Origin of the sequence: Granulicella sp. S156 (assembly GCF_009766105.1) — a bacterium.
Taxonomy (GTDB): Bacteria; Acidobacteriota; Terriglobia; order Terriglobales; family Acidobacteriaceae; genus Granulicella.
This window is the reverse complement of record NZ_LMUH01000013.1, coordinates 20,818-38,551: the sequence shown is the minus strand read 5'-3', so window position 1 is coordinate 38,551 and position 17,734 is coordinate 20,818. Positions and strand designations below refer to the sequence as shown.

Sequence of the window (17,734 nt, the reverse complement as noted above, 5' to 3'; positions counted from 1 at the left end):
TATTTGCGGCCAGAGTTCCGCATGAAGCACTCAGATTTCGAACAGTATCGTTTGCCTGTTTTGTCTAAAGGATACGATTTCAAAGACTCGTGAACGTTACTGAAGCCTCTGCCCTTAACTCTTTCGTTACTCCCTTAATGCGCTGCCGGGGCTTTGCCGCCGAGTTTGAAATTCTTCGTCAGCAGGACGAGGGGCGCAGCGATGAGCGTGATGAGGCCGATGATATGGAAGCAATCCATGAAGGCCAGCAGACGAGTCTGCGCGCCTAACTGGTCGTAGTAGCGGGCATACGCGGCATTAAGGGCATCCGCGTGGGAGAAGCCGTGCGATTGCAGATAGGCCGCGGTCTGCCGCACCCCCTGCTGCAGGAACGGCGATGACGGTGTCAGGTTGGAACCCACCGTAGCCTGGTGGAAGTTCTGGCGGCGCTCGCTCATGGTCGTCACAAAGGCAATGCCGAAGCTGCCTCCCCAGTTGCGGAAGAAGTTGGTGAGCGAGGACGCCTTATTATTCTGGTCGGGCCGCAGCTGCGAGTACGAAAGAACGGAGAGCGGAACGAAGAAGAACGCATAACCCAGCCCCTGCAGGGCGCGGGCCAGGGCGTAGTGGCGATAGTCGGTAGCAAGATTGAAGTGGCTGTAGTGAATAAAGGACAGCCCCACCACCATGACGGCTCCAAAGAGCAGGATGCGGGGGTGGATGATGCCCCGCTGGACGAGTTGCGCACCGACCGGAGCCAGCAGTGTGATCACAAAGGCCCCCGGCCCAAGTACCAGACCCGCATCGATAGCGCGATATCCGTAGAGCGATTGCAGCATCTGCGGGATCATCGTCGTGGAGGCGAAGAGACCGAAGCCAAAGACGAAGTAAAAGATGTTCGAGATGGCGAAGTTGCGCACCTTGAGCAGGCGAAGCTCGATGACCGGGTCGGGGTGGTTCCACTCCCAGAAGATGGCAACGCCCAGGCAGGTGATCCCGATCGCGAACATCCAGCAGATAAAGCTCGAGCCGAACCAATCGTCGATCTGCCCGCGATCGAGCAAGACTTCAAGCGCCGCCGAACCAAGGCCGATAAGCGCGATGCCGACGCCGTCGACCCGGAGCTTGCCGTCGACAGAGCGTACCGACTTGCGTTCCTCCGCAAAGGAGGGCGGATCGTGAACGAAGCGGTTGGTCAGGAAGAGCGAAAGGATGCCGATGGGAATGTTGATCAGGAAGACCCAGCGCCAGTTGTAGTTGTCGGTGATCCAACCGCCGAGCACCGGCCCGATGGCGGGCGCCGTGACGATCGCCACGGTATAGAGCGCAAAGGCAGTCGCGCGTTTGGCGGGAGGAAAGGTGTCGACCAGGATGGCCTGCTCGACCGGTGCGAGGCCACCGCCGCCAATTCCCTGCAGAACTCTGGCCATGAGCATGAAACCGAGAGTCGGCGCGATGCCACAGAAGAAGGACGTGATCGTGAACAGCGTGACGCAGGCCATGTAATAGTTCTTGCGGCCAAAGACGCGGGAGAGCCACGCCGACATCGGGAGAACGACTGCATTGGCTACAAGGTAGGTCGTAAGAATCCAGGTGACCTCGTCGAAGGAGCGGCCCAGACCACCGGCAATATAAGGAAGGGAGACGTTTGCGATGGAGGTGTCGAGCAGCTCCATAAAGGTTGCGAGGGTGACAGTAAGCGCCACAACCCACGGATTGATCGTGGGAACGAGGGCGGCGGCACGCGGCGCGGCGTTCTGGGGCAGTGGGGCAACGGCTGTGGCCACGGACGACTCCTCATACTTAATAATTTTCGAGACTGATCGGGCTTAATAATTTAGAGACTGATCGGTCGCTTCATACATCTGATTCAGCAGAGAAGAGACCGATGCGTCTTTTTTTCGTATTCTTCTTCTCGGAGGTTTTGCGATGGCCAAAGGCGAGCTGACACGGCAGAGGATCATTGAGGCGGCTGCGCCGATCTTCAATCGCCGGGGGTTTTCGGGATGCTCCATGCAGGACGTAATGGACGCCACCGGGTTAGAGAAGGGCGGGCTTTACCGGCACTTCTCCAGCAAAGAGGAGTTGGCGGCAGAGGCGCTCAAGTTCGCGCTGTCGCGGTCGGTAAGGACGCGAACGGACGATCTGGGGCACATTGATAGCTCCTTAGAGAAGCTGCGGTTTGCGGTGAAACGGTTTGTGGAGACGCCTTCGATTATGCCGGGCGGGTGTCCGCTGATGAATGCCGCCATCGACTCTGACGACGGCAATCCTGTGCTGCGCCAACTGGCACGGGATGCGTTTCTGGCTTGGAAGGCGAGGCTCAGCGCCATTATTGAGGCCGGCATTCAACGCGGGGAGATACGTGAGAATACAAAGCCCCTGAGTGTTGCCAATACGATCATCGCCACGCTCGAAGGAGCTCTGATGATGAGCCGGATCGAGGACACGCAGGAGCCTTTAGTGGATGCCCAGGCTGCGATCGGGAACGTGCTGGATGGGATCTCCTCCGAAGCAGGCAAGCTGGTCGCTTAGATTCTTACAGGCCCAAATCGCTCAAGCCTGGATGTTCGTCCGGACGACGGCCCTGGGGCCAGTGAAAGAGGCGATCTGCTTCTGCGATCGCGAGATCGTTGATGGAGGCATGACGCGCCTTCATCAGGCCGGCCGCATCAAACTCCCAGTTCTCGTTGCCATAGGAGCGAAACCAGGCTCCGGAGCTGTCTTTCCACTCGTAGGCAAAACGTACCGCGATGCGATCGCCGGTGAAGGCCCACAGCTCTTTGATCAGCCGATACTCCTGTTCCTTCTTCCACTTTCGCGTGAGGAACTGCACAATCTGCTCTCTGCCATTGATGAACTCATCACGATTGCGCCAGCGGCTGTCCGGCGTATAGACCAGTGATACCTGCTCGGGGTTGCGTGAGTTCCAGCCATCCTCGGCGCGACGTACCTTCTGGATCGCTGTCTCCAGCGTGAAGGGCGGTATCAGCGAGACAGGTGCGGGTGTGGTCATTTGGCTCTCCTCGTGGAACGGCAGGCATTCATGGTTGTCAGTTCACAGTAGTGCTTCTGTCGATTGGACGCATCAGAAGGCGCGTGTGACTCAATCCCCCCTGCCGCTTAACCTTGCAGCAACACAGACGCGAAGACTCGTTACACTGCGATACCCTAGCTCATGCGCTCCACCGATATTCGACATGAACTGCCTCCGCTCCTGAAGCTTGCTCTGCCTCTTATTCTCGGCGAGTTAGGCTGGGTTGCGATGTCGTTGGTCGATACGATCATGGTGGGACGGTTGCCGCATTCGGCGATCGCGATGTCTGCCGGCGCGCTCGCGCAGGTGCTCTTCAATACGCTGGTGTTTGGGGTGGGCGGCATTCTGCTGGGGCTGGACACACTGATCTCCCAGGCGTTCGGCGCGAAGCAACTGCAACAGGCCAATCGCTGGCTGCTGCACGGCCTCGTTATGGCTGTTCTGCTCAGCGCGGTGCTGATGGGGTTGTTCGCCGCAGGCCCGGCGCTGCTGATGCATATGCCGGTCGATCGCAGGGTGCTGGCGCAAGCGGTTCCGGCAATGTGGGGACTGAACTACGGCACGCTGCCGCTGTTGCTCTACTTCACGCTGCGGCGTTATCTGCAGGCCGCGCACCACGGCCGCCCGATCGCCTTCGCGCTGATCTCCGCCAACTTAGTGAACGTTGCCGGAGACTGGTTGCTGATGTTCGGACATCGCTGGCAGATCGGCGCGCATGCGCTCGCGATTCCGGCCTTCGGGGTTACCGGTTCGGCGTGGTCGACCAGCTTTGCACGGCTGTATCTTATGGCGGTGCTGCTCTTCGCCGTTTTATGGGCCGACAGCAGGAACGGTTATGGCCTGCGCACTGTTTCGCGGCGCATCGAACTCCAGCATCTACGCAAACTGTTTTTTTTGGGTGCTCCGGCGGGAGCATCGCTGTTTATCGAGATCGCAATCTTTGCGCTGGTTACGTCGCTCATCGCGACACTGGGGCCGCTGTCGCTGGCGGGACACGAGGTCGCGCTGCAGTGCGCCAGCACGACGTTTATGGTGCCGCTCGCTATCTCGTCGGCCACTGCTGTGCGCGTGGGCCATGCGATTGGACGTATCCGCACCGGTGCTGCCACGTACGCGCAGGCGGCAGCAGCCGGATGGAGCGGTATTGCAGCGGGAGCGGGGTTCATGCTCGCCGCTTCGGTTATGTTTCTTACGATTCCGGCACAGGTCGCGCGTATCTTTACGCCAGATGCTGGCGTCATCGCCGCAGCTGTGCCGCTGCTGGCAATAGCCGCTGGGTTTCAGTTCTTCGACGGCATCCAGATCACCGCCTCCGGCGCGTTGCGCGGCGCGGGCAACACTACCGCTTCGCTGTATACGCAGATCGTCTGCTACTGGTTGATCGGCATGCCGCTTGGAGCACTGCTGGCGTTTCGCGCGCATCTCGGCGCCGTCGGATTATGGGGGGGACTATTGATCGCGCTGACCGCGGCGGCGCTCGTGCTGCTGGTGGTCTGGTGGAGGACGACGAAGTCGCTGGCTCGGACGATCTCTATGGAACTTACGAGTGCTTTGTGAGAGGCCCCGCGGAAAGACGTTCCTCCACTAGCTTTTGCGCGTCTTCCAATCTCGCTCCGCGGACTTCAATCGAAACATCCTCTCCGGTCGCACGGGGATCGTCGCGATCATCGTTCCAGACGAAGGAGAGACCGGCCTCGCCCAGCACCTGTGCCACGACCAGAGCGTCGGCCCGTTCAAAGATGCCTACCTGCATCAGGCCTGCAAGCTCGGCGAAGGGATCACTCCCCTCGGGCGCAGGAAATAAGCCCATTGCATCTTGCAGGATGGCTCTTGCAGTTTGTTCCTGATCTCGATAGACGATAATCCCCAGCCGCACGCTGGACCTGTAGAGCGGGCTCTTCTGAGTGAACTCGTTCCAGTCGACGACACGATGCTCGATGCCGGCGTTCTGGAGATGTTGTAAGGCCTGGCTCACTTGAAACGCATCGTCGAAGGTGTAAACGCAGACCTCATCTGCGTCCAGAAGTTCACCCTCTTCATCCGGCGATATATCCGGCGCATTTGCAGCGGCATTCGACTCGACTGGCAAAGGCTGTGGGGACAGCCTGCGGTCTTTCAGGACCTGCGCAAGCGCCTGCTGCGCTGCATCGGTTAATTCGCTGCGGTTCTCGTGCAGATCCAGCAGATCCTCATCGCTCTTCTCCGCATAAAGTTCGCAGAGCCGTTTCCATTCTCTATCGGTGCTCATTAGAGCAAGAGCGTATCACTAAAGCCACCTGATGAGCAGTCTGCAAAAAACGGCCCACCCTTTCGCGAAACCCGAAAGGGTGGGCCGTTCGAAGCTTTACTGAGATGCTCCTGGATTACTGCGGTTCCACGTTCTGATGGAAGATCCCCGCGAACGCCGAACGCACGCCCCACGCCGTCACTAGCCAGAGCACGGTCACGATGAAAGCCATCGGCAGACCGGCAGGAGCCATGAACGAGTGGAATAAGAGGATGTTGAAGATGACCGGCCCCAACAGAGTGAGGGCCAACGGGACATAGCGATTGATCAGCAGCAGCAATCCGGAGAGCAGTTGCAGCACAAAGACAACCACCAAATAGTGCGAGACAAACAGCGCTCCCAGGAACTGCCCGGCGAGTCCGGACGGGGGAGGTTGCGGGATAAAGTGCAGAAATCCGTTGAGCCCAAAGATCACGAAGACCAGGGCCAGCAGAAGACGTACGACTAAATAGACGATTTTCATGGCGAGTCCTTTCCGAATGAAATCCGTCGCAGAAGCGACGTTAGAGCAGCATTCCTATTACTATCCCCCCGGAAAGAGCTTAGGAGTGGCGCTTTTCTTGGGAAAAGCGCCGTCCAAATCATTGCCTTTGGGTATATCTATAGGAATTCTGCTCTAGTTCACTGCGAACTTGGCCCGAATCTCTTCCAGGTGCGGCAGCAGGAACGCCTCGCGGTCGGCCCCCTGCCTGAGCGCCGCAGCGCCACCGGCGGTCTGGAAGCTTGTATCAACGACACCGAGGAAGCCGAAGACGGTACGCAAATAGGGCTCTACAAAGTTATACGACGCCATCGCTGTGCCTGCCCCATAGACGCCGCCGGTCGCAAGAAGGAAGTGGGCCTTCTTGCCCGTCAGCTGACCCTTTGGAGCACCATCGACATAGGCGAAGGTCTCACCAGCGCGGGCAATCTGGTCAATCCATAGCTTGAGAACACTGGGGATGCCGAAGTTGTGCATCGGAACGCCGAAGACGTACTCGTCAGCCTCTTTAAGCTCAGCCAGCAGAGTAGAAGAAAGCGCGAGCACTTCGTTCTGCTCCGGGGTCCGCGATTCCTTGGGAGTGAAGGCCGCACCGATCCACGCAGCGTTGATGGAGATCAGGCCACTGGTCGTGAGATCGCGCGTGATGACTTTGCCGTTGGGGTTTGTCTTCTTCCAGTTCTTGACGAACTCGCTGGTAAGGTGGCGGGATACGGAAGCTTCGCCAAGGGGGCTGGAGTCGAGATGGAGTAGTGTGGGCATTCGGGTAGATCTCCTTTACAACAGTAGATGCCTAAACGACACCTGTTGACTTATAGAAACACAACATTTGTTGCTTTTGCAACAAAATGTAATCTAATAGAAGTAGCCATGCCTGATGCCTGTATAGAATTCGTCGATCCCCGGGTCAAACGCACCCGCGAACTGCTACAGCGGGCGCTGGGGAAGTTGCTGGAGTCCACAGAGTTCGAAAAGATCTCGGTGCAGGACATCACCGACGAGGCGACCGTCAACCGGGCGACCTTCTACGCGCACTATCCCGATAAGTTTGCCCTCTTCGAGTGCATGGTTGGGGCTAGATTTCATCAGTTACTGGCAGACCGCGGCGTCACCTTCAACGGGACATGCGCATCGGCGCTGTACCACTTTGCCTTAGGAGTCTGCGATTATCTGGCCCAGCTGCCGCGCTCGGAGTGCGAGCGCCAACGGCAGATGGAGCCGCATCTGGAGTCTGCCGTGATCGCTGTCGTGCGGAAGATGATTCTTGAGGGAGTCAAGCAGCATCCGCCCACCTCCGGCGACTCGCCGGAGCTCATCGCCTCCACCGTAAGCTGGGCCATCTTTGGAGCCGCGAAGGAGTGGATGCTGACTCCGGATCGAGTTCCTTCCGAGGAGATCGCAGCGACCATAGTCAGGCTCGTGGGGCCGATTCTTGCGGTGTAGACGAATAAAATAATTAGCTCTGTTCTTACTTTTGTCTTTCTGGCTTGTCATTCCGAGGCATAGCCGAGGAACCTGCTTTCTCCCGTTTTGCTGGTGCCATCACAAATGGCATGCGCCAGCACGAGCCACCTTCTTCCAGTTCTTGCCTACGGGCCTCCCGGGCTATACAAGCAAAGAACGGGAGAAAGCAGGTTCCTCACTTCGCTCGGAATGACAAACCAGAAAAGCAAGAGCAATCACAGCTAGTTACGTGCCAGATCTCCGCGCACGCGCTCCATTGTCTCCAGATAAAACGCCAGGTTGTGGATCGAGTTTAGTGTTGCTCCTAAAGGCTCGCCGCTGGCAAAGAGATGCCGCAGATAGGCGCGGGTATAGCGTTGGCATACGCTGCATTTGCAGCCTGCGTCGATGGGGCGCTGATCTGCGGCGTTGTCCTGCTTCTTGATGTTCAGCCGGACGACAGGGCTGGTGCGGTCGTTGGGTTCTTCGCGGATGAAGAGCAGGCCGTGACGCCCGGCGCGCGTAGGCAGCACACAGTCCATCATGTCGACACCCATGCGGGCGTACTCTTCAATCTCGTCGGGGTAGCCGACACCCATCACATAACGCGGCTTGTCTTTGGGCAGATGCTCGAGCGTGAGCGCAATCATCTCGCGCGTGACCTCGCGTGGCTCGCCCACCGCGAGGCCGCCAATCGCATAACCGGGAAAGTCCATCTCGACGAGCCGCTCGGCGGATTCTCTGCGCAAGTCGGCGTACATGCCTCCCTGGACGATGCCGAAGAGCGCCTGGTGCTGGCCATGGCGTTCCTCATGCCACGGGACTTCGTGTCGATGTGCCTCCCAATGCGCCTTCGAGCGTGCGGCCCAGGCATGCGTCAGGGCCATCGAGTCGCGGGTGCGCTCCCAGCTTGCCGGGGTCTCGACGCACTCATCGAAGACCATCATGATGTCCGCGCCGAGCGCGATCTGCACCGTCATGGAGTGTTCGGGAGAGAAGAAGTGTTTGGAGCCATCGAGGTGGGAGCGGAACTCGACGCCGTCTTCGGTGATCTTGCGTAGTTTGGCCAGCGAAAACACCTGAAAACCACCGGAGTCGGTAAGCATGGGCCTGCGCCAGCTCATGAACTTGTGCACTCCGCCAAGGGAACGAATCAGTTCGTGCCCCGGACGCAGATACAAGTGGTAGGTATTGGCGAGAATGATCTCGGCGCCACGGCCGCCCAGCGTTTCCAGGGCATCCTGTGGGACGGCCTTCACGGTTGCGGCTGTGCCTACGGGCATAAACACCGGGGTCTGCACCACGCCGTGCGGCAACGAGAGCTCGGCGCGCCGGCCGCCTTGCTCCGTCGTATTTGCAACTTCAAATTTAAGTGACATCACCCTTCATTCTAGAAGGGTGCCGCAGCTATTTGCTTATGACGACAGTGCTGCTTCGGAAACCCTGAAAAGCTTTGACGCAACGGGCGCGAAGAAACGCAAAGGAGCGCGACGGCTCCCGTGGCGCTTCTTTTGCGCAACGTTGCGCCCGTTGCGTCAAGGCTTTTGCTTGTTTTTGGCCGCGCTCGGAGCGACTACTTATCCTTGTCCTTATCTTTCGACTTAGACGTATCGGACGACATGCTCATCGAGCTGCTCATCTTGCCGAGATCGCTCATCGACACCTTCCCGCGCAGGTGTATAAACGTCAACTCCAGCGGCTCCGCTGTCATGATGACCATCTCGTTGCTATCACCATGGTCCCCCGACCGCGTGCAGATATCCGTAGAACCGTCCTTATCGCGAGTATGCACGAAGCAGTTCCAGCTTCCGTCAGTCAACCTCTTGCGGAAGACATCGACGTCTTCCATGCGATACATTCCAGGCTTGTCGTAGGTGTACGAGTGCACCACGATGAAGTCCATTCTGCTCGCCATCCCAGAATCGCCCTTGGGGACCATACCGAGCATATTTTTATCCATATTTACTTCGGTCACCTCTTTGGCGCCCTGCGCGAACTTCTCCGTACCCTCGAGCAAGCCGTCCTTTACCTGCGGCGGCTCGCCCGCAGGCTCCGCCAGGGATACCGGAAGCACCCTTTGCGCGTGGGCCGGCAGAACCGCCGTCATCGCCACCGCCATCGTCAAACTCAACCAAAGCTTCTTTGTCATCGTTCTTTACCTCATCTCGGCATCGTTCTCGCCTAATTTTCTCTCTCAATCGCCTAACTTGAACCCTGCGCGCTCCAGATGCGCTCGCGTCTGGTCGAGGGCGTGATCGGTCACGCGCATCGCCGTATCAAACTGCTGCTGCGCCAGCTCCGCCCTCTCCTGCTGCTGCCTGACGCGGACCTGTTCGGCGGCAAAGCATCCCAATACCAGGGCAGCAGCAATCGCTCCTCCCACCCAGACACGCGGCTTGAAACTCCACGCGGGCATCGTCAATACCCTGGCGAGCAGGGGCGTCTTTCGCGCCGCACCCTCTGACACACGATCCAGTACACGGAGGGCAAAGCCCTCCGGAGCGTCGACCCTTCGCAACTGGCGCACTAACTGCTCTTCAAACTCGTCCATCTTCGACTCCCCGAGTTCGCTCGTTCTTTCTTCAGGCCTGTCCACGTACATACTCCTTCATCGTCACCGCTGCCTTGCGACGCATCAACTGCAGACCGCGCTGCAGGTTGCTCTTCACCGTCGCCACCGGCTGGCTCAGCAGCTTCGCAATCTCGTCCGGCAACATCTCTTCCTGATATCGCAGCACCACGGCGACGCGCATCGGCTCCGGCAGCGCCTGCAACAACTCCTCCAAACGGGCCACAACACCGGGATCCATCCGGGCGCCGTCATCCTCGACGTGCTGATCTTCCATCCATTCTTCCGCGACAGCCTCCGGCTGGCGCGATTTTCGCCGTAACGCATCCGTGGCGCGATGCACGGTCACTCGCCGCAGCCAGAAGCGCACATGGTCTTCGCTCGTCAGCCGCTCGGACCCGCGATACAGCTCCAGAAAGACATCCTGCGCGACCTCCTCGGCCGCACCGTACTCTCCCGTTACGCGCAGAGCAATGGAGAACACCATCTTCTGGTGTGCCTCGACCAGCGTTCGAAACTCCGTCGCTTGCATGCTCATGCGCGTTCATCTATCTATACGCAAAAGAAGGGCCTTCGGAATGCAAAATGTTTGGGGGAGGGAGGATTTTTCGAAAGTGCCCACAAAATGCTCAAATGTGACCCTAAATCACTTCAGATTTGTCATCTCGACCGAAGGCGGCGCTTTTTGCCGCAGCAGCGGAGAGACCTGCAGGTTGCAGAGCGCGGTGCAAATTTTTGTGGCACGCTTTGCGTCAAGACCTGCAGGTTGCTGGTATCGGCACTATCGCCTGCACAAACAAACTGCAGGTCTCTCCACTGCGCATGACGATAAAACCATCATGCTACGGTCGAGATGACACTTCTGAGGTGGTTCTCCCGAACATCACACTATCGGTGAAAATGCTCTACTTCCGAAGACTCAGTGCAGAAGCAGCGCTGCCGCTTGCGGCACCGTGATGTTCTGGTCGAGGACCTGGAAGTCCCCCCGCTTGAGGTCGAGGTTATAGTCGATCCTCTTGAAGAGCACGGCTTTGCCGTGTACCTGGGTAGCGACGTGCAAAGTGTGCCAACGCCCATCGACGAGTTCACGGTCGCTGATAAAGGTGGTCCCGGTATGCACGCTCGCCAGCAGACCGAAGCCGATATTGACCTCCTGCGTCAGGTGGAACTCGAGATGAATCAATCTCATAGCATGCGCGTCGATGGCGATCCGGCCGGTCATACCGTGTAGAATTCGCTCCTCTAGCCCGCTGGGCGAATACTGAGGGTTGGGATGGAAGTCCATGTACCAGACGCCCTCCTTCAGGCGCACATTGTCGAAGGTAAAGTCCTGGGGCAAGGCATCGAGCATCTCCCGCGCACGCTTCTCTTCGTTGCGGACACCCTGCTCGTGGTGAATGAACTCTTCAGGATGGTCCTCGATATGAGCCAGCCGCGCATGCTCCTGCTGGGTACGTTCCGCGGAGAGCGGTTTGCCGTCCTCCGAGAGTAGAAGACGGACACGGCCGGCGTAGGTTTCCACCACACGCTCCGTCCATAGATGTCCACAAGTGCGGTCCGAACGCTCGTTGGAGAGGTACTCGTAGCGCTCATGGTCGTTCGACGCTTCGCGCTCGTTGGCAATCATCGCCTTCACAAGCTGCAACGGCGTTTGGGGTTCAGAGGACTGCGCGACAAGTGGGATGCCCAACCCCACAAAAAGCAGTGGAGCCGCGATCGTAGTCATATCCAACATGCGCCGAATGGTCATCATGTTGACCGCAGTGTAGCGCTCCCACCTAAGTAGGATGTTTCAACCGCGTGAGAAGTGATGCCGACAGGAACAAATTTTGATTCTTTGTTGAAGCTTCCCTGGCTCAGTGCTCGAGGAGAGCGACCGCTTGCACGGCGGTGATATTGGGATCCAGGTAGTGGAACTCCGAGCGGGTGAGGTCGCTATTGCGGCTGACGGTCTTGAATAGCGCTGCTTTGCCACGGATGTCGGTGAGGATATGCACGGTGCGCCAGTGACCTTCGATGAGCTGACGATCCGTAGAAAAGTAGCTACCGGAGCGAATGTTGGCAAGCAAGCCGAAGCCTATAGCAACGTTCTCCGGAAGGTGACCTTCGATATGCACCAGGCGCAGATCGCTGGCGTCGATGGCGAGCCACCCGGTCATTCCGTGCAGCACATGCTCCTCGATACCGCTCGGCGAGTAGTCGGGATTAGGCCGAAAGTCGATGTGCCAGACGCCCTCCTGGAGTTTCACGTTCTCCAGCAGAAAGCCACGGGGAAGAACATCGAGCATCTGCCGTGTGTGCTCTTCGTCGTTCTTCTGCGCCTGCTCACTGCGCGCGAACTCGTCGGGGTGAGCGGCGATGTCAGCCAGGCGCGCATGCTCCTGCTGCTCACGAGCGGCGGAGAGTGGCTTGCCGTCTTCGGCCAGGAGCAAGCGCACGTGGCCGACAGAGGTCTCTACGACGCGCTCGGTCCAAAGATGACCACCGGTGCGTTCGGAGCGCTCGTTCAAAAGGTATTCGTAGCGATCGCGATGCGATTCGCGCTCGTGGTTCAGCATCGAGAGGACAAGGTCCTGCGGATTATGGAAGTTCTGTACCTGCGCATGAATCGTAACCGCATGTCCAAAACAGGCGCAGAGGAGAAGAGCGGTGCAGGGTAACCTGTGTCCAGTGGCCGTCATTAAGCTTCGCGTTCTCCGGGCGTACCTCTCTTCGGATGCAGAATGTCGCTGTCGCGACATCTGCAAGCCGAGAAGAGTACTCCCGAAGACCACAAAACCTGGCTAGAACTTGTAGATCACGTCCATTCCAGCAAAGAACTGATTGCGCGCTGTGCCGTTGTTGTAGCCCTTCCGATCCCACGAATGATCGAAACGAATCTCCGGCCGCAACATGATCGTGCTGCCGATATACTTAGTCGCATACAACGTGTTTTCGGTGTACTTGCCGGCGATGCCGGTACGCTGGCCCTTCTTGTCGTTGAGCATGTCTGAGCGGAAGCCGAACATCAGCTTCGAGTTCACCTCGCGGTTAATGTAATTCACCACCGCATACTCGGGCGCCGTGCAGGTAAGCTCGCCAGGCGCGCAGAAGGCACCGTTTGCTCCAAGTTCCGGAGTCACAGGGTTGGCTACATTGCCGGCCACGTTGGGGACGTCGCGCTCGTACATGTACCAAGCCTCGGTCGCCATGTGCCACTTGGCGTTGAACTTGTGATACCAGGTGCCGTCATAGTCCTGCAGGTTGTTGTATGCATACTTGCCGTCGTTGATGCCGTTGGCGCAGGCATAGAAGTTATCGTGATTGCTCTTCGTCGAGTAGTCAAGACACGAGATCACGGAAGGCTTGCGATCGTCCGACCACGGTGCAACGTCATGCCCTGCGGAGAGTCCCAACTGCACAATCCACTGCTTATTGAGTTTCAATGTGCCGATGATGCCGGTATCGGTAAAGGGATCGATTGTGTAGAGCAGCGAGTGCGTCATGTTGTAGTTGTTCGGCGCGAGCTGCGCTTCGATGCCGGGTACAGAAAGAAAGCGTCCAATGCGGATATCCAGTCCATCCTTCACTGGGAAGTACAGGTCTGCATACTCCAGCACAGGATCGAAGCCATAGACATGATTCTTCTGCAACAGTTGCTGACTGAGATAGTCTTTCGCCGTGGTGAAGCGGTAGTCGATACCGTAGAACGCAGTGAGGTGATAGCCGAAGTCAAAATGCTTCGTCTGCACGGTGTCCGGCAGACGCTCAATGTAGACCACCGCCTGGTTCAACTCGATGCGGTTAGGAAAGATGTCATAGGAGACAGGAAAATTGTTCTTGTCCGAGGTGCTGACGTTGAAGCTGGGTGCGATCCATCCGTAGATCTTTGTGCGGCTGTTCTGCAGCTTGAGAGCAGTCATCAGAGGATAGACGTTGCCATCGGGAGCGCCGATGTCGGGCGAGCCGCCATAGCCCCAGTCGGTATTCGGAAAGGGTGCCGAGTCGAGCGGGGCATCGAGTGCGCGGCGAACGGGAGCAGGGCCGGAAGGCAGCTTGCCTGTCCAGTCGTCGACGTAGAAGTGTCCGAGCCGCTGAAAGAAGTTACCGCTTTGCAGCGCTGCCTGGTTTTGCGCAGCATCGTCTGCTGCTGTCTTCAGCAGAACCTCCGATAACATGTTCGTGGTGGCCGCCGAAGAGACTGAACTAATCCGAAGATCGTTTGTGGGGATGAGTTGCTGGGCTTGTGCGCGGGGGACAAGAGTAAAGATCAGAAGAGCGATTACGGGAACAGTCTTACAAAATAAAAGGCCCGTATTACATGGGTATTTCATACTTCTCCAATGGCGACTGCATCCCAAAAATCAGGTACAGATGCGCCATTGGTGAGAATAGTTAAGTATCCATAAGGAACCGATAAAGAATTAACGATGATTTCTATAGGTTGGATTGATATCGGGTCTAACCGGAATCAAATCTGTGGGTTCCGGCCAGACCCGATAGCAACGATATTGCCTGCAAATGCTCCTTAGAACTCCACCCTAAGAGCAATTTGCCCTGTACGGTTGCCTGCGTTTTCCGCCGTCTGTCCCGCAGTAAGTACGCCAAACGAAGTTGGATTGCTGATGTTCGTCACTGGCGGCGCATAGTTGGTATGGTTCAGGATATTGGTGAACGTCGACTCGAAACGCAGATGCACGTTATCCCGAATCGCGAAGACCTTGGCCAGACCTGCACTGACTGCGATAGTGCCAGGCCCTTCGAGGCTCCCTACGCTTGCATTGCCGACTCGCCCTGCATCCTTCGGGGTAGGCGCAAACGCGCAAACGTTGAGTAGGGTTATACCGTTGCCCGTGGGCTGCACGCAGCCGGGATTCGATACGATGGCACCCATTTGACGAGGATTGCCTACACGGTCAGGGCGGACGATGGAACCATCTCCGGCTGGGTCAGTGTTGGTCTGGTCATCATTGATGCTGTCCGTCGGGGTCAGGTAAGGACCTGTCTCCAACAGCGTAATCGTATTCAGGTTCCAGCCTCCAAGAATGCCACCAAGGATAGGAGACGAAGCTAACCACTGCCGCCCCTTTCCAAACGGCAACTCATACGTTCCCGATACCAACAGACGCTGGCGGCGCGTTCCAACGACGTTGCCTTTGTTCGCGCTGATGTCGAAGCGATTCAGGTCAGCAAGCCCGTAGCGGGTCTCACCTTGAAATGTGGTAGGTGCGTCGCCCTGTCCGTCGCTGAGGTTATGGGCCCAGGTATAGTTCGCCTGATAAGAAAGGCCACGCGACATTCTATGGCTGGCCTCTAACTCCAGCGCCTGATAGTCCTGATTACCCAGGTTGTTGGTAGAGAAGATCACGCCCCAGTTCTGAAAAGGCGCATTCGCAAAGTTATAAGGCTGTGTGCTGGGCGGCGTTTGATTCAGGTTGATCGTGACAGGGAGCCGGTAGGAGTTCATGCCGACATAGCTCACACGCAACGATGTATTGGAGGTAAGCTCCCGCTCGATCGTGATGTTCCACTGCTCTGATTGGGAGTCGCGATAGTGAGGGTCGGTAGCCTGTTCAAGCTCTCCTCCACCAAACTGCAATCCCGCATTCACCGGTGTAACGTGCGGGAAGGTGAAGAGTGGCACCCCTCCATTATTGTTCTGCCAGGTGTTGACGGCTGCCTGCGGGTTACTTTCATTGTTGTTCTGCAGCTGCCCCAAAGCAGTTACGGTAAAGATGCCAAAGCCGGCGCGAATCACCGTCTTATTGTCTCTAAAGGGACGGAAGGCAATACTGACACGCGGGTCGAAGTTACGGAGATAGGTTTGCCGAAGGCCCGTTGCCAGGCCATCCTGCTGGTTCGTCACTACGGGCGTACAGGTAGCCGCGTTGTAGTTCGGATTAATACCACTTAGACCGCACGCATTGAACGAAGCCAGGAAGGCTGGAGCCGGTCCAAGTCCGTTCAGCAATATATTGTTGACGATGACGGCACCCTGGCCGTTCGCTCCCTGACCGGTGTAGTTCGGATCGAAGTTAGCCTGAATTCCGTTCTTGTCGACAAAGGGAGGAAGCAACTCCCAACGCAGGCCGAAATTGATCGTCAGACGATCGCTTACCTGCCATTGGTCCTGACCATAGATACCGGTCTGAGCGCCACCGGCATCATCGCGCGGTCCGGTTACGGCAAAGTAAGTCGTATTGGGGGCGCCAAGCAATAGGTCACCAAAGGCGTTTCCAGTAAATGTACTTTGATTGAAGGTAAATAGGCCATAGTCGTCAGAGGGTGTTTCGATCTCCGGCACAGCGAAGCGTACCCAACGAATGTCCACGCCGCCACGAATCGTATGCCTACCCCGGGTATAAGTGATATTGTCCGCAATCTGTTTCGTTGTAGATAGCGTGGGACCGACATGGTCTCTGCCGATCGAAGTGAAGTTCGTTCCGTCGGAGAATACGATCGTGGGGAAGCCCTGATCTGTCGGGTGGTTCAAAACGTTTACCCCCTGGTTTCCATTTACCTGAAGGTCTAACCCTTGCAGGGCGGCAGCTCCTTCTATCGGGAAGTCCGGAGACAGTATCGTATCCGTGAAGCCGTAGCGAAACTCGTTCAATAACCGGGTACTGATGACATAGTTGTGAGAGATAAGAAAACTACGATCATGCTCAGTATCTACGTCGTTTGGCAGAAGAGGATTTACTACATTTACCAAAAGGTTCTTACGATTGAACCGAGCGTATACCTGCTGTTTCGATGTAAGTACCTGATCGACACGGGCGTCAAAACCATCCGTATTCGATGGGATGGGGACAAGTGTCTGATAGTTGATTCCACCAGGAAGAGAAGCATTGGGTAACGGATAATATTTACTTAATAACGCCGCAGCGAAAGGACTGACTGGGACCGTATCGTTCGGATAGGGATGACCTGTAAAGGGATTCGTAACCGAACTAGTAAGTTCGGTCAGGTTTCCCGACCTTTCTAGCTGATCAGGCACCGTGTACTGTTCCGCCTGCGAAGTCCGTCTCCGGTTACCTTCATAGTCAAAGAAGAAAAACGTTTTGTCGTGGCCGTCATAAAGATGAGGAATGATTACCGGACCACCGATGCTGCCGCCAAAGGTATTGAAATGCTTCGGGGCCTTCTGGGGGAAGTTGAGCACTCGAGCATCGAGTGCATCGTTCTGAAGGTACTCGAAGAGGCTGCCATGAAAGTTGTTCGTTCCGCCCTTGCTGGTGAACGTTACGTCACCTACCTGGGAGAACTCGGCATTGTTATTGAAGGCCGTAACTTTTAGCTCACCAATCCCTTCAGGAGAGGGATAAGGATTCGTTCCCGCGGCGCTGTTGAAGATATTCGTCGTCGAGATACCGTCGACCGAAAAGCCGATCTGGTTAGCGGTTGCGCCGCCAATAGCTACGTTTCCCTGGCTGTCCTGCTGCACATTCGGAGAGGTCTCCAGCGATGCCAGCGGACTGGTAGTGGAAGCACGGAAGTTGAGCGGCAGTTGGCCGATCTCGGCTGTGCCCTTGGAGTCTCCGATGACTCCGTTTTCCGTGTTGATCTGGTTAGCGGAGGTTGTTACCACCACCGAAGTTACCTGCGTGGCGACAGGCATCGTAAGCGTAACCCGAAGATCCTGCCGCGCTGCTACGGTAATACCGTCAACCACTGTATCTGCGAATCCTTCATGGTGTGCGCGGATGCTATATCGACCAGCTAATACATTCTCGAGCGTGTAGCTTCCCGTCGAATCTGTATTAATCACGCGATCTGTATTTTTATCCACGCTGTGCAATGTAAGCTGCGTGCCTGGGATCTCAGCACCTGAGTTATCCTGGGCGGTCCCACGAATGCTTCCAAATGTAGACTGCCCCGCCAGGCGAGAAGAAGCTATAAAGAGCATTCCCAACAAAAGAAGAAAGGCGCCCAGCAAATGACGTTGTCCAAAAATTAGCT

At 57.0% G+C, this 17,734-nt stretch carries 16 protein-coding genes; 3 read left to right on the top strand and 13 right to left on the bottom strand.

Going from position 1 to position 17,734, the window contains the following annotated elements:
- Positions 1-134: 134 nt before the first annotated feature.
- On the bottom strand, positions 135-1,766 hold the full coding sequence (locus GSQ91_RS10180; protein WP_158821452.1) for a DHA2 family efflux MFS transporter permease subunit: 1,632 nt from the start codon (positions 1,764-1,766) through the stop codon (positions 135-137).
- A gap of 142 nt (positions 1,767-1,908) precedes the next feature.
- Between GSQ91_RS10180 and GSQ91_RS10175 the strand changes: the two genes are divergently transcribed.
- Positions 1,909-2,514 carry a TetR/AcrR family transcriptional regulator gene (locus GSQ91_RS10175; RefSeq protein ID WP_158821451.1) on the top strand — a complete coding sequence of 202 codons (606 nt, stop codon included), beginning with the start codon at positions 1,909-1,911 and terminating at the stop codon, positions 2,512-2,514.
- A 4-nt stretch (positions 2,515-2,518) separates the two neighbouring features.
- Here GSQ91_RS10175 and GSQ91_RS10170 read toward each other — a convergent pair whose 3' ends face one another.
- Entirely contained in the window at positions 2,519-2,995 is a 477-nt protein-coding gene (locus GSQ91_RS10170) for a nuclear transport factor 2 family protein (protein WP_158821450.1), read from the bottom strand.
- 162 nt (positions 2,996-3,157) lie between these two features.
- Here GSQ91_RS10170 and GSQ91_RS10165 point away from each other — a divergent pair, with 162 nt between their 5' ends.
- Positions 3,158-4,573, top strand: a complete 1,416-nt coding sequence (locus tag GSQ91_RS10165) for an MATE family efflux transporter (RefSeq protein WP_158821449.1) — start codon at positions 3,158-3,160, stop codon at positions 4,571-4,573.
- Here the strand turns inward: GSQ91_RS10165 and GSQ91_RS10160 are convergent.
- The 3 genes from GSQ91_RS10160 to GSQ91_RS10150 form a co-directional block, all read right to left on the bottom strand.
- Complete coding sequence (locus GSQ91_RS10160; RefSeq protein WP_158821448.1) at positions 4,557-5,264, bottom strand: DUF2007 domain-containing protein; 708 nt, start codon at positions 5,262-5,264, stop codon at positions 4,557-4,559. The genes GSQ91_RS10165 and GSQ91_RS10160 overlap by 17 nt on opposite strands.
- Positions 5,265-5,379: 115 nt before the next feature.
- Positions 5,380-5,766 carry a hypothetical protein gene (locus tag GSQ91_RS10155; RefSeq protein WP_158821447.1) on the bottom strand — a complete coding sequence of 129 codons (387 nt, stop codon included), beginning with the start codon at positions 5,764-5,766 and terminating at the stop codon, positions 5,380-5,382.
- A 153-nt stretch (positions 5,767-5,919) separates the two neighbouring features.
- Positions 5,920-6,546 (bottom strand): FMN-dependent NADH-azoreductase, encoded by a 627-nt coding sequence (locus GSQ91_RS10150; RefSeq protein ID WP_158821446.1) that lies wholly within the window; start codon positions 6,544-6,546, stop codon positions 5,920-5,922.
- Between the two features lie 108 nt (positions 6,547-6,654).
- Between GSQ91_RS10150 and GSQ91_RS10145 the strand changes: the two genes are divergently transcribed.
- Positions 6,655-7,227, top strand: a complete 573-nt coding sequence (locus GSQ91_RS10145; protein ID WP_158821445.1) for a TetR/AcrR family transcriptional regulator — start codon at positions 6,655-6,657, stop codon at positions 7,225-7,227.
- Between the two features lie 242 nt (positions 7,228-7,469).
- Here the strand turns inward: GSQ91_RS10145 and tgt are convergent, their stop codons facing one another.
- The 8 genes from tgt to GSQ91_RS10105 form a co-directional block, all read right to left on the bottom strand.
- The gene (gene tgt, locus GSQ91_RS10140; protein WP_158821444.1) at positions 7,470-8,606 is read right to left on the bottom strand and encodes a tRNA guanosine(34) transglycosylase Tgt; all 1,137 of its coding nucleotides are present in this window, start codon (positions 8,604-8,606) and stop codon (positions 7,470-7,472) included.
- Positions 8,607-8,800: 194 nt separating this feature from the next.
- Positions 8,801-9,376 carry a DUF4252 domain-containing protein gene (locus GSQ91_RS10135; RefSeq protein ID WP_158821443.1) on the bottom strand — a complete coding sequence of 192 codons (576 nt, stop codon included), beginning with the start codon at positions 9,374-9,376 and terminating at the stop codon, positions 8,801-8,803.
- A gap of 45 nt (positions 9,377-9,421) precedes the next feature.
- A complete protein-coding gene (locus GSQ91_RS10130) occupies positions 9,422-9,778 on the bottom strand; it encodes a hypothetical protein (RefSeq protein WP_158821442.1) in 357 nt (118 codons plus the stop codon).
- Between the two features lie 31 nt (positions 9,779-9,809).
- Complete coding sequence (locus tag GSQ91_RS10125; protein WP_158821441.1) at positions 9,810-10,334, bottom strand: RNA polymerase sigma factor; 525 nt, start codon at positions 10,332-10,334, stop codon at positions 9,810-9,812.
- Positions 10,335-10,715: 381 nt separating this feature from the next.
- Positions 10,716-11,549, bottom strand: coding sequence for a hypothetical protein (locus GSQ91_RS10120; RefSeq protein WP_158821440.1), 834 nt, complete (start codon positions 11,547-11,549; stop codon positions 10,716-10,718).
- A 103-nt stretch (positions 11,550-11,652) separates the two neighbouring features.
- Entirely contained in the window at positions 11,653-12,477 is an 825-nt protein-coding gene (locus GSQ91_RS10115) for a hypothetical protein (protein WP_158821439.1), read from the bottom strand.
- Between the two features lie 102 nt (positions 12,478-12,579).
- A complete protein-coding gene (locus tag GSQ91_RS10110) occupies positions 12,580-14,109 on the bottom strand; it encodes an outer membrane beta-barrel protein (RefSeq protein WP_158821438.1) in 1,530 nt (509 codons plus the stop codon).
- A 194-nt stretch (positions 14,110-14,303) separates the two neighbouring features.
- Positions 14,304-17,681: a carboxypeptidase-like regulatory domain-containing protein gene (locus GSQ91_RS10105; protein ID WP_254064486.1), complete on the bottom strand. Its 3,378-nt coding sequence runs from the start codon at positions 17,679-17,681 to the stop codon at positions 14,304-14,306.
- Between the last annotated feature and the right edge of the window lie 53 nt (positions 17,682-17,734).

Bases quoted from the DNA above. Each gene is read 5' to 3' on its own strand.
- GSQ91_RS10175 (WP_158821451.1), top strand. From the start codon at position 1,909: ATGGCCAAAGGCGAGCTGACACGGCAGAGGATCATTGAGGCGGCTGCG.
- GSQ91_RS10170 (WP_158821450.1), bottom strand. From the start codon at position 2,995: ATGACCACACCCGCACCTGTCTCGCTGATACCGCCCTTCACGCTGGAG.
- GSQ91_RS10165 (WP_158821449.1), top strand. From the start codon at position 3,158: ATGCGCTCCACCGATATTCGACATGAACTGCCTCCGCTCCTGAAGCTT.
- GSQ91_RS10160 (WP_158821448.1), bottom strand. From the start codon at position 5,264: ATGAGCACCGATAGAGAATGGAAACGGCTCTGCGAACTTTATGCGGAG.
- GSQ91_RS10155 (WP_158821447.1), bottom strand. From the start codon at position 5,766: ATGAAAATCGTCTATTTAGTCGTACGTCTTCTGCTGGCCCTGGTCTTC.
- GSQ91_RS10150 (WP_158821446.1), bottom strand. From the start codon at position 6,546: ATGCCCACACTACTCCATCTCGACTCCAGCCCCCTTGGCGAAGCTTCC.
- GSQ91_RS10145 (WP_158821445.1), top strand. From the start codon at position 6,655: ATGCCTGATGCCTGTATAGAATTCGTCGATCCCCGGGTCAAACGCACC.
- tgt (WP_158821444.1), bottom strand. From the start codon at position 8,606: ATGTCACTTAAATTTGAAGTTGCAAATACGACGGAGCAAGGCGGCCGG.
- GSQ91_RS10135 (WP_158821443.1), bottom strand. From the start codon at position 9,376: ATGACAAAGAAGCTTTGGTTGAGTTTGACGATGGCGGTGGCGATGACG.
- GSQ91_RS10130 (WP_158821442.1), bottom strand. From the start codon at position 9,778: ATGGACGAGTTTGAAGAGCAGTTAGTGCGCCAGTTGCGAAGGGTCGAC.
- GSQ91_RS10125 (WP_158821441.1), bottom strand. From the start codon at position 10,334: ATGAGCATGCAAGCGACGGAGTTTCGAACGCTGGTCGAGGCACACCAG.
- GSQ91_RS10120 (WP_158821440.1), bottom strand. From the start codon at position 11,549: ATGATGACCATTCGGCGCATGTTGGATATGACTACGATCGCGGCTCCA.
- GSQ91_RS10115 (WP_158821439.1), bottom strand. From the start codon at position 12,477: ATGACGGCCACTGGACACAGGTTACCCTGCACCGCTCTTCTCCTCTGC.
- GSQ91_RS10110 (WP_158821438.1), bottom strand. From the start codon at position 14,109: ATGAAATACCCATGTAATACGGGCCTTTTATTTTGTAAGACTGTTCCC.
- GSQ91_RS10105 (WP_254064486.1), bottom strand. From the start codon at position 17,681: ATGCTCTTTATAGCTTCTTCTCGCCTGGCGGGGCAGTCTACATTTGGA.